Source organism: Streptomyces sp. NPDC059695 (genome assembly GCF_042733785.1).
Classification (GTDB): domain Bacteria; phylum Actinomycetota; class Actinomycetes; order Streptomycetales; family Streptomycetaceae; genus Streptomyces.
The window spans coordinates 138,927-149,549 of record NZ_JBHWFF010000001.1 but is presented as its reverse complement, the minus strand read 5'-3'; the positions used below and the strand labels follow the sequence as shown (position 1 = coordinate 149,549).

The window sequence follows — 10,623 nt, the reverse complement described above, 5'->3', positions numbered from 1 at the left end:
GGGAGCAGAACATGCGCAGTCGGACCGAACGGGCCCTCATGGCGGTGGCCGCCGTCACCGCGGCACTGGTGATGAGCGGCTGTTCCGCGGAGGACACCGCGCCCCGGGTCGCCGGTGACGACGGGTCGGGCGCGAGCACGGCGCAGGACGACAACGCGATCCGCCGGGCGTGGGTGACCTGCATGCACGGGCAGGGGCAGAACGGCGTCCAGCAGGACAAGGACGGCAACATCTTCATGCCGGCCTCCGGTACGGACGGCGGCGGTTCGGTCGCCGCCTACGAGGCGGCGGTCAAGGTCTGCGACGCGCGGAACCCCGGCATCCGCCAGGTCAAGGACAAGAACCTCCAGAAGTTCGTCGAGCAGGCGCGCGCCTGGGTCGCGTGCGGGCGGAAGCACGGCTACCCCGACCTCCCCGACCCCGACCCGAAGTCCGCCATCCTGATCATCCCCGTGCAGTCGTTCGACGCGGCGAAGTGGGACGCGATCCAGCCGGCCTGCAGCAAGCTCCCGCTGCCCGGCTACCGGATCGGCGAGTGATCATGGACCGGACCTCCGAGACCTCCCGCACCGCCGGCCCCGGCCGTCCCGGGGCCCCCGCCCGGGCCGCCGACCACGACGAACCCGCGATCGGCACCGTACGGAGGAAGCGCCGCCGCGTCGTCCTCCCGCTCGTCCTCGTCGCCGCCGTCGGGGGAGCGGCCGCGCTCGGCGCGACACGCCCCTGGGACCGCGGGAGCTCCGCCCCCGGACAGCCTGCCCTCGGCCACGGCACCGTGGCCGTCGAGCGGGGCTCGCTGTCCAGCGGCATCCAGGTCGCCGGGGCCCTCGCCTACGACGCCTCCACCCCCGTCGTCGCCTCCGGCCGGGGAACCTTCACCGCGCTCCCCGCCGTGGGCTCCGTCGTGAAGGCGGGCGGCCGCCTCTACGAGGTCGACGGCCTCCCGGTCGTCCTCATGACGGGGGAGCGGCCCCTCTGGCGCGACCTGGGGCCCGGCGTCGAGGACGGCCCCGACGTCCGGCAGCTCGAGCGCAACCTGGTCGCGCTCGGTCACGCCGACGGCCTGGGCCTCGCCGTCGACGAGAAGTTCACCGCGGGCACCGCCGTCGCCGTCAAGCGCTGGCAGAAGGCCCTGGGCGTGAAGCAGACCGGCACGGTCGCGTTCGGCAGCGTCGTCATGGTGCCGCAGCGTGCCGTCCGCGTGGACAAGGTGGGCGTCCGGCTCGGAGCACCCGTGGGGGCGGCCGAGGCCCTGACCGTGAGCGGCACCGACCTCGTCGCGGTCGTCCAGCCCGCCGAGAACCAGCTCTCCCGGTTCAAGCCGGACGGCAGGGTGGAGGTGCGGCTCGCCGAGGGCGGCACCGTCCAGGGGCGGATCCGCTCCCTCGTCCGCGGGGGAGGCGGCGACGGCGGGGCGGACTCCGGCGGCGGCCGACAGAAGACCGTCGTCACGGTCGTGCTGGACGACCAGCGGGCGGCCCGGCGGGCCGGACCCTCGTCCGTGACGGTCGACGTCGTCGGCGACACCGCCACCGACGCCCTCGTCGTCCCCGTCACCGCGCTGCTCGCGCTGGACGGCGGGGGCTACGGCGTGAACGTCGTCACCGGCACCACCACCCGCCTCGTCAAGGTGCGGCTGGGGCTGGTCGCCGACGCCAGGGCCCAGATCACCGGCGACGTGAGGAGCGGCGACCGGGTGGTGATCCCCACGTGACACCGCCACCCGGGCGCCCGCCCGTCCTCGAACTCACCGGCGTCACCAAGGAGTATCCGGGTTCGCCGCCGCTGCGCGTCCTGCACGGCATCGACCTCACCGTCGAGCCCGGCGAACTCTGCGCCGTCGTCGGCCCCTCGGGCTCGGGCAAGTCCACCCTGCTCGCGCTCCTCGGCTCGCTCGACCGGCCCACCGCCGGCCGGCTGCGCTTCGAGGGGCGCGACCTGGCCGGCCTCTCCGACCCCGAGCTCGCCGCCGTGCGCGCGCACCGCATCGGCTTCGTCTTCCAGCAGTTCTTCCTGCTCTCCGGACTCAGCACGGTCGAGAACGTGGCCACCGGTCTGCTCTACGCCGGAGCCCCCGCCGCACAGCGGCGCGAGGCGGCCGTCGCGGCCCTGCGCGAGGTGGGCCTCGGCCATCGCCTCCACCACCACCCCGACCAGCTGTCCGGCGGCGAGAAACAGCGCGTCGCCATCGCCCGCGCCCTCGTCGGCCGTCCCGCGCTGCTGCTCGCCGACGAACCCACCGGGGCGCTCGACAGCACCTCCGGCGCGGCCGTCGTCGACCTGCTGCGCACCCTCAACGACCACGGCACCACCGTCGTCGTCATCACCCACGACCGCGATCTCGCCGCCTCCTTCCCCCGGCGCATCGGCATCCACGACGGACGCGTCGACTTCGACGAACGCCGCCCGCAACCCGCAGGAGCCGCCCCGTGACACCTCCCCAGCGCCGCACCCGGCTGCGGCCGACGGACCTGCTGCGCCTCGGCATGATCGGACCGCGCACGCGCAGGACGCGCTCCGCGCTCTCGGCCCTCGGCATCTGCCTGGGCATCGCCGCCGTCATCGCCGTGACCGGCATCTCCTCGTCCAACCAGGCGCACCTGCTGGCCCGCCTGGACCAGCTGGGCTCCAATCTGATCAGCGTGTCGCCGGGCAAGGACGCCGAGCAGCGTCCCGTACCGCTGCCGCCCACCGCGGAGAAGATGCTCGCCCGGATCGCCCCGGTGCAGCAGGTCACGGCGACCGGGGCCACCGAGGCCGAGGTCTACCGGAACGACCTGGTGCCGAAGGAGCAGACCGGCGGCCTCAGCGTGCTGGCCGCCCGGCCGAACCTGCTCGACGTGCTGCACGCCACCCTGCGGAGCGGGCGGTGGCTGGACCGGGCGGCCGAGCGCCTTCCGGTGACCGTCCTCGGCGACCAGGCCGCCGAGCGCCTCGGCGTGACCGCGCCGGGGGAGCGGGTGTGGCTGGGCGGGCAGGCGTACGTGGTGAGGGGGATCCTGGCACCGAACGACCTGGCTCCCGAACTCGGCACGGCCGCCCTGGTCGGCTGGCCCCAGGCGGTGGCGCACCTGGGGGCCGACGGCAGTGCCGCCACCGTCTATCTGCGCACGCACCCGGAGCGGGTCCCCGACGTGCAGGCCGTGGCCGGGGCCACCGCGAATCCGGCGGCCCCGGGCATGGTCGCGGTCAGCCGTCCCTCCGACCTCCTCACGGCACGCGGCGAGGCCAAGGGCGCGCTCACCGGCCTCGTCCTCTCCCTCGCCGGGGTCGCCCTGCTCGTCGGTGGTGTGGGCATCGCCAACACCATGGTGGTGGGCGTGATGGAACGCCGCGGGGAGATCGGACTACGGCGCGCGCTGGGCGCCAGGGGAGGGCAGATCGCCGCGCAGTTCCTGCTGGAGGCCGTGCTGATGGGCTTCATCGGCGGCGTCGGCGGCCTGCTGATGGGCGCGCTCGCCGTGTACGGCTACGCGGTCGCCCAGGGGTGGCCGGTCTCCGTCCCCCTCTACACGATCGTCGCCGGGCCGTCGGTGTCCGTCCTGGTGGCGGGGGTGGCGGGGATCTACCCGGCCCTGCGCGCGGCGGGGGCGTCGCCGACGGACGCCCTGCGCTCGGCCTGAGGCGACGCCTTCTGCCTTGACTGACATTTCAGTCAGTGTCACAGTGAGCCGCCTGTCCCCGCGTACCGGCGTTCCGGAGAGAGGAAGGGGCATCATGCGTGCCATCGGGCCCGTCCGCCAGGGGGCGGCACCGCCCCCGTCGCCCACCGGGCGGGACCGGCCGCCGCACGTCGCGGCGGCCCGGCTCGCGCGGACGCGCCTGGAGCGCGGTCTGCGCCTCACCGTGCCGGAGGCGACCGCGTTGATCGCCGCGACCGTGGTGGAGGCCGCGCGTGACGGCCTCCACCTGGCCGAGGCGCTCGACCGGGGACGCGATGCCGTCTGCCCCGGCGACGCGCTCCCCGGCGTCACCGGCGCCGTCACGGACATCCGGGTCGAGGTGGTGCTCGGCGACGGTACACGGCTGGCCGTCATCGGCACTCCCTTCGGCGAGGGGGAGCGAGGGGTCCGGGAGGCGGAGTCTGATCGAAATTTCAAAACCCATGCCTCTGCTCTTGACTGAATTTTCAGTCGAGAGGAGGATGCTGTTCACACCGCGTACCCGTCCTGTACGTCCGCCAGGCTGAGCCGGCCGCCGCCGACGGGTACTTCTGGCGAAACGAAGAGAGACCCGTGATGACTGCATTCCGTATGCCTGCCGAGTGGTCCGCGCACGAGGGGTGCCTGATGGCCTGGCCCGTACGGGAGGACCTGTGGGGCAGCGTGCTCGACGACGTGAAGGAGGAGTACGCGAACGTCGCCCGCGCCATCGCCGCCTTCGAGCCCGTGACCATGGTCGCGCCGCCCGGCCACGGCGACGACGCCCGGAAGGCGTGCGGCGAGAAGATCACCGTGGTGGAGCTGGCGCAGGACGACTCCTGGTTCCGCGACTCCGCCCCGCTCTTCGTGATCGACGGCGACGGCAACCGCGCCGGAGTGGACTTCCGCTTCAACGCCTGGGGCCGCAAGCACAGCCCGTACGACTCCGACGACCGGATCAGCGGCCTCCTCCTGGAGCACCTCGGCGTCGAGCGCATCGCCTCCGACATGATCCTGGAGGGCGGAGCGCTCACCGTCGACGGCGAAGGCACCCTGATCACGACCGAGCAGTGTCTGCTCCACCCCAACCGGAACCCCGGCATGAACCGCGACGAGATCGAGACGGAACTGAAATCCCAGCTCGGCGTCGACAAGGTTGTCTGGCTTCCGTACGGCGGTCTACTGGACACCGAGACCGACGGGCACGTCGACGGCGTCTGCGCCTTCGCCGCTCCCGGCAAGGTCGTCGTCTCCCTGCCCGACGATCCCGCGCACCCCGACTACGCCCGGATGCGCGCGAACCGCGCGGTGCTGGAGGCCACGACCGACGCCCAGGGCCGCCCGTTCGAGATCATCGACGTCCCGCAGACCGCGTACGCCGACATCGGCGGCGGCCGGGTCGAGGTGTCGTACCTGAACTACTACGTGGCCAACGGCGGCGTCGTGGTCCCGGTGGCCGGCGTGCCCCAGGACGACGACGCGCTCGCGGTCATCGCCGCGGCGTACCCCGGCCGCGAGGTCGTCGGGGTGCGGGCGCCCGCGATCGCCTACGGCGGCGGCGGGGTCCACTGCATCACGCAGCAGGTCCCCGCGGTCCCCGCCACCGCCTGACCGAGAACGGACCGCTCCCGGAGGGCCGCCCCCGCGGCCCTCCGGCCTCCCCGCACCCCTCACGGAAAGAGAGCGCGACGATGACCACACCCCTGCCCTCCGGCAGCAGACGCCCGCGCGGCAGGCGCGGACGGATCGCCGTGACGACGGCCGCCCTGACCTCCCTCCTCGCCCTCGCGGCCTGCGCCGGTCCGCCGAAGGACGCGGGCGTCGGCGGCTCCGAGGCCAAGCTCTCCGCCTCCACGCCGCCGGCCCGCGGAGAGATCGACTCCTTCACCTGGGCCCTCTACGCCGAGCCGCCCACCCTCGACTACACCGTCGCGTTCGACTACCCGCAGAACACGATCCTCTCCAACGTGTGCGAGAGCCTGATGCGCTGGACGCCCGGGCTCACCGTGGAGCCCGGCCTCGCCCGCAAGGCGTCGAACCCGGACCCCACCACCTGGGTCTACGACCTGCGCGCCGGCGTCCGCTTCCACGACGGCAAGGTGATGAGCGCCGACGACGTGGTCTACAGCCTCGGCCGGCAGCGCGACCCGGACAACGCCGCCGCCTGGGCCCAGAACTTCCAGAACGTCGCCTCCATAGCGAAGACCGGCCCGCTCCAGGTGACGGTCAAGCTCAAGAAGCCCGACTCCCAGTTCCCCCAGTACATGGCGACCGCCGCGGGCGTCGTCGCGTCGAAGGCGGGCGTCGAGGCGGCGGGCAAGAACTACGGCACCACCGGCGGCCTCGCCTGCACCGGCCCGTTCAAGCTCGGCACCTGGAGCAAGGGCCAGTCCATCGAACTCGAACGCTTCGACGGGTACTGGGGGACCAGGGCCAAGGCCAAGAAGGCCGTCTTCCGCATCCTGACCGACCCCTCGGCCCGCACCAACGCCATGCTCAGCGGCGAGGTCGACGGCGGCTACCTCATCCCCACCGAGAGCTACGGCCGGCTGCGCGACAGCGGCGTCGGCACCCTGTACTTCGGCGAGGGCCTCAGCACGGTCAACGTCAACATCACCAACATGCACGGCCCGCTCGGCGACCTCCGGGTGCGCAAGGCGCTCTCCCTGGCCCTCGACCGGACCGGGTTCGTCAAGGCCGGACTCGGCGGCGCGGGCACCGTCACCACCTCCCTCACCACCCGCGCGGCCTGGGCAGGAGCGTCGGAGAAGACCCGGCAGGCCGCCTTCGGCGCGCTGCCGCCCGCGGCGCCGGACATCGAGAAGGCCAAGGCGCTGATCAAGGAGGCGGGCGCCGAGGGGAAGACCCTGACCGTCGCCACCAGCTCGATCGGCCAGGACGTCTCCCTCCTCGCCACCGCCGTCCAGGCGGCCGGCACCCAGATCGGACTGAAGATCAACCTCAGGACGATCGCCCCGAACGCCTTCACGGCGCTCTTCACGGACCCCGAGGCGCGCGAGGGCATCGACATGTTCCCGCTCACCTACTACGACTCGATCACCGACCCGCTGGACCTGCTCACCAACTTCAAGACCGGCGCCTACCTGAACTTCGCCGACTTCAGCGACAAGGGCTACGACGCGCTCGTCGACCAGGCCACCGCCGTCTACGAACCGGACCAGCGCCTGAAGATCGAGGCCGAGCTGCAGAAGCGGGTGGCCGACCAGTTGCCGTGGATCCCGGTCGCCGAGTGGCCCACCGCCCTCTTCCTCAACAAGAGGATCACCGGCGCCCCCACCACCATCGCGTACATGTACTACCCGTGGGCCGCGGACGTCGGCGCTGCGGGCGCGGGGGCCGCGAAGTGAACTTCGTGAGATTCGCCGTACGCCGGGTGGCGGAGATGGCCGCCACCCTGCTCGCCGCGTCGTTCGTGGTCTTCGGCGCCATGTACCTGGCACCGGGCAACCCGGCCAGCTTCCTGCTCTCGGGCCGCTCCGCCTCGCCGGAGGCCCTCGCCGCGATCAACGCCCAGTACCACCTCGACGACCCGTTCTTCGTCCGCTACCTCAGCTGGCTCGGCGACATCGTCCAAGGGGACTTCGGGCGGTCCATCACCTACCGCACCGACGTCTCCCGGCTCCTGGCCGACCGTCTCCCCACCACGCTGCTGCTCGTCGTGATGGCCCTGGCCGTGGTCGCCGTCGTCGGACTCGCACTCGGCTGGATCGGCGCCGTACGCGGTGGAGGCACCGACTCGGCCATCCTGGTCGGCACCACCCTCGCCGTCGGCACCCCGTCCTTCGTCGCGGCCGTGCTCCTCCAGGGCCTCTTCGCCGTCAACCTCGGCTGGTTCCCCAGCAGCGGTTCCGGCGACGGCTTCCTGGACCAGGTCTGGCACCTCACCCTGCCGGCGATCGCGCTCGCGCTCTACCTGATCGGCATGCTCGCCCGGGTCACCCGCTCCGCCATGGTCGAAGCCCTGGACAGCGAGCACGTCACGGTCGCCCGCAGCCGGGGCGTCCCCGAGCGCCAGGTCATCCGCCGCCATGTGTTCCGCAACTCGCTGGGCACCGTCCTCACCACCGGCGGACTGATCGTCTCCACGCTCCTGGTCTGCACGATCCTCGTCGAGACCGCGTTCAGCATCGGCGGCATCGGCCAGCTCCTCGAACTCTCCACCACGACCAAGGACTTCCCGACCGTCCAGGCCATCTCCTTGATCATCGTCGCTCTCTTCATGACCGTGAACCTGATCGTCGACCTGCTGCTGCCGCTGGTCGACCCGCGGATCACCCTCGGATCGAGGAGTTCCTCCGTATGACCGCCGTCCTGACCCGCAGGCCCGGCCTCGCGAAGATCCGCACCGCCCGGTCCCCGCTCCACCTGGTCTGCCTCGGCCTCGTCGCCCTCGTCACCGCCGCCGCTCTCCTCGCGCCCTGGCTCGTGCCGTACGACCCCAACGCCGTCGACCTCGGCAACGCGCTGGCCGGACCGTCCCCCGAGCACCTGCTCGGCGTCGACGCCGCCGGCCGCGACACCCTCTCGCGGCTGCTCCTCGGCGCCCGCACCTCCCTCCTGGGACCCCTCGGCGTCGTGGTCTTCTCCACCGTCGCCGGAGTCGCCGTCGGCATGGCCGCGGGCTGGCGGGGCGGCTGGCTCGACTCCGTCCTCTCGCGCAGCACCGAGCTCGTCTTCGCCTTCCCCGGCATGCTCCTCGCCATCCTGATCATCTCGATCTACGGCGAAGGCCTCCTCGCCCCCGTCATCGCGCTCTCCGTCGCCTACCTGCCGTACGTCAGCCGGCTCACCCGCTCCCTCGTCCTGGCCGAACGCAAACGCCCCTACGTCAGCGCCTACCAGGTCCAGGGACACTCCGCCCTCCAGATCAGCCTGCGCCACATCCTGCCCAACATCGCCCCCGTCGTCCTCGCCCAGTCCACCATCAACTTCGGCTACGCACTGATGGACCTCGCCGGCCTGTCCTTCCTCGGCCTCGGCGTACCCGCGCTCACCCCCGACTGGGGCCGCATGGTCTTCGACGGCCAGACCGCGATCCAGCACGGCTATCCGCTGTCCGCGATCCTGCCGTCCGTCCTCATCGTGCTCACCGTCGTCGCCTTCAACGTGGTCGGAGAGCGCTGGGCCGACCGCGTCGCCAGGAGAGACCGATGACCACCGACACCTCCCCGCACACCCTCCACGTCCAAGGGCTGCGCATCACGCTGCCCGGCACGGCCCGACCCGTCCTCGACGGCGTCGACCTCCACGTCGCCGCCGGAGAGACCGTCGCCCTCGTCGGCGAGTCCGGCTCCGGCAAGACCCTCACCTCGCGCAGCGCCCTCAACCTGCTGCCGCCCGGTGCCGTCGTCCAAGGCGCCGTCCGGGTGCGCGGCGAGGACGTGCTCACCATGGACGCCGACCAGCTGCGCGCCCTGCGCACCGGCACGGTGTCGATGATCTTCCAGGACCCGCGCGCCGCCCTGAACCCCCTGCGCCGCATCGGCGACTTCCTCATCGAGAGCGTCACCCTGACCGGGAGCATGAGCCGGGCGGACGCCACCGCCCGCGCCGGTGAACTCCTCCGGGCGGTCGGCCTCGACGCCTCGGCCCTGCGCAAGTACCCCGGCCAGGTCTCCGGCGGCATGCTGCAACGCGTCATGATCGCGGCCGCCCTGATGGGCGACCCGGCCCTCGTGCTCGCCGACGAGCCCACCACCGCGCTCGACGTCACCACCCAGGCCGAGGTCATCGCCCTCCTGGCCGAACTCCGCGCCCGCTTCGGCACCGGCCTGCTGTTCGTCACGCACGACCTCGACCTCGCCGCCGCCATCAGCGACCGCGTCTACGTCATGTACGCCGGCCGGATCGCCGAGTGCGGCCCCGCCGAGACGCTCTTCGCGCGGCCCCGGCACCCGTACACCGCGGCCCTGCTGGCCTCCACCCCCCGTCTCGAAGCCCCCCGGGGACGGCTCGCCGCCATCGACGGCCAGCCGCCCGACCTCCGTCAGGAGCTGGTCGGCTGCCCGTTCGCCGCCCGGTGCCATCTGGCCACGGAGATCTGCGACCAGCAGGCCCCCGAGCCCAGGCCCGCACCCGGCCGACCGCACCACCAGGCCGCCTGTCACCACAGCGACCGTCTCGAAGGGAGCACCGTCGATGCCTGATCACGTCCTGGAGGCCGTCGGTCTCCACCGCGCGTACGGGACCGTCCGCGCCGTCGACGACGTGTCCTTCGCCCTCCCCGAGGGCGGCTCCCTGGGCATCGTCGGCGAGTCGGGCTCGGGAAAGACCACCACCGCCCGGATCGTCGTCGGTCTGGAGCAGGCCGACTCGGGCGACGTGCTCGTACGGGGAAAGGCCCGTGACGCACGACAGCGCGGCCGGGCCCGGCGCCTGGCCCGCGCACGCGAGGTGCAGATGGTCTTCCAGGACCCGTACCTCTCCCTCGACCCCCGGACCAGCGTCGAACAGGTCCTGCGCGAGACCCTGACCCTGCACTTCCCCGGAACCGACCACGACCGGCGCGTCCGGGAACTCCTCGACCAGGTCGGTCTCGGCACCCGCGCCGCGGACGCGCGCCCGCGGCAGCTCTCCGGCGGCCAGCGCCAGCGCGTCGCCATCGCCCGCGCGCTCGCCGTCGAACCCGCCGTCCTCGTCCTCGACGAGGCGGTCGCCGCCCTGGACGTCTCCGTGCAGGCGCAGATCCTCAACCTGCTCGCCGATATCCGGGAGGAGACCCGGATCGGCTACCTGTTCATCACCCACGACCTCGGCGTGGTCCGGTGCGTCACCGACGACGTCATCGTCATGCGCCGGGGCCGCGTCGTCGAGGCGGGCCCCACGGCCGAGGTCCTCGCGGCACCCCGGCACCCCTACACACGGCTCCTGCTGGAGTCCGTGCCCCGCCCCGGCTGGGACCCCGAGGCGATCGCCGCGGCCCGCCGGGCGCTCTGACCGCACCCCCCCCCACCGCGCAAGC

Annotated in this window: 11 protein-coding genes; all 11 read left to right on the top strand. The window is 72.9% G+C overall.

The genetic code is table 11. The annotated features are described in order from the left end of the window. The first annotated feature begins 11 nt into the window (after nucleotides 1-11). Nucleotides 12-539, top strand: a complete 528-nt coding sequence (locus tag ACFV2S_RS00680; RefSeq protein WP_383785901.1) for a hypothetical protein — start codon at nucleotides 12-14, stop codon at nucleotides 537-539. Nucleotides 540-541: 2 nt separating this feature from the next. Continuing rightward, complete coding sequence (locus tag ACFV2S_RS00675) at nucleotides 542-1,714, top strand: peptidoglycan-binding protein (protein ID WP_385552740.1); 1,173 nt, start codon at nucleotides 542-544, stop codon at nucleotides 1,712-1,714. Further along, nucleotides 1,711-2,433 carry an ABC transporter ATP-binding protein gene (locus tag ACFV2S_RS00670; protein ID WP_385552737.1) on the top strand — a complete coding sequence of 241 codons (723 nt, stop codon included), beginning with the start codon at nucleotides 1,711-1,713 and terminating at the stop codon, nucleotides 2,431-2,433. Before ACFV2S_RS00675 ends, ACFV2S_RS00670 begins: the two co-directional genes overlap by 4 nt. Continuing rightward, nucleotides 2,430-3,623, top strand: coding sequence for an ABC transporter permease (locus tag ACFV2S_RS00665; RefSeq protein WP_385552735.1), 1,194 nt, complete (start codon nucleotides 2,430-2,432; stop codon nucleotides 3,621-3,623). Before ACFV2S_RS00670 ends, ACFV2S_RS00665 begins: the two co-directional genes overlap by 4 nt. Nucleotides 3,624-3,717: 94 nt before the next feature. Next, nucleotides 3,718-4,125 carry an urease subunit gamma gene (locus tag ACFV2S_RS00660; protein WP_385552732.1) on the top strand — a complete coding sequence of 136 codons (408 nt, stop codon included), beginning with the start codon at nucleotides 3,718-3,720 and terminating at the stop codon, nucleotides 4,123-4,125. Nucleotides 4,126-4,238: 113 nt separating this feature from the next. Further along, complete coding sequence (locus tag ACFV2S_RS00655; RefSeq protein WP_385552729.1) at nucleotides 4,239-5,252, top strand: agmatine/peptidylarginine deiminase; 1,014 nt, start codon at nucleotides 4,239-4,241, stop codon at nucleotides 5,250-5,252. A gap of 80 nt (nucleotides 5,253-5,332) precedes the next feature. Continuing rightward, nucleotides 5,333-7,009, top strand: a complete 1,677-nt coding sequence (locus ACFV2S_RS00650; RefSeq protein WP_385552726.1) for an ABC transporter substrate-binding protein — start codon at nucleotides 5,333-5,335, stop codon at nucleotides 7,007-7,009. Continuing rightward, nucleotides 7,006-7,965: an ABC transporter permease gene (locus ACFV2S_RS00645; protein WP_385552722.1), complete on the top strand. Its 960-nt coding sequence runs from the start codon at nucleotides 7,006-7,008 to the stop codon at nucleotides 7,963-7,965. The genes ACFV2S_RS00650 and ACFV2S_RS00645 overlap by 4 nt, the downstream gene beginning before the upstream one ends. Then, on the top strand, nucleotides 7,962-8,816 hold the full coding sequence (locus tag ACFV2S_RS00640) for an ABC transporter permease (protein ID WP_376507862.1): 855 nt from the start codon (nucleotides 7,962-7,964) through the stop codon (nucleotides 8,814-8,816). Before ACFV2S_RS00645 ends, ACFV2S_RS00640 begins: the two co-directional genes overlap by 4 nt. Next, entirely contained in the window at nucleotides 8,813-9,808 is a 996-nt protein-coding gene (locus ACFV2S_RS00635) for an ABC transporter ATP-binding protein (RefSeq protein WP_385552718.1), read from the top strand. The genes ACFV2S_RS00640 and ACFV2S_RS00635 overlap by 4 nt, the downstream gene beginning before the upstream one ends. Further along, nucleotides 9,801-10,598: an ABC transporter ATP-binding protein gene (locus ACFV2S_RS00630; RefSeq protein ID WP_385552715.1), complete on the top strand. Its 798-nt coding sequence runs from the start codon at nucleotides 9,801-9,803 to the stop codon at nucleotides 10,596-10,598. Before ACFV2S_RS00635 ends, ACFV2S_RS00630 begins: the two co-directional genes overlap by 8 nt. Nucleotides 10,599-10,623: the final 25 nt, after the last annotated feature.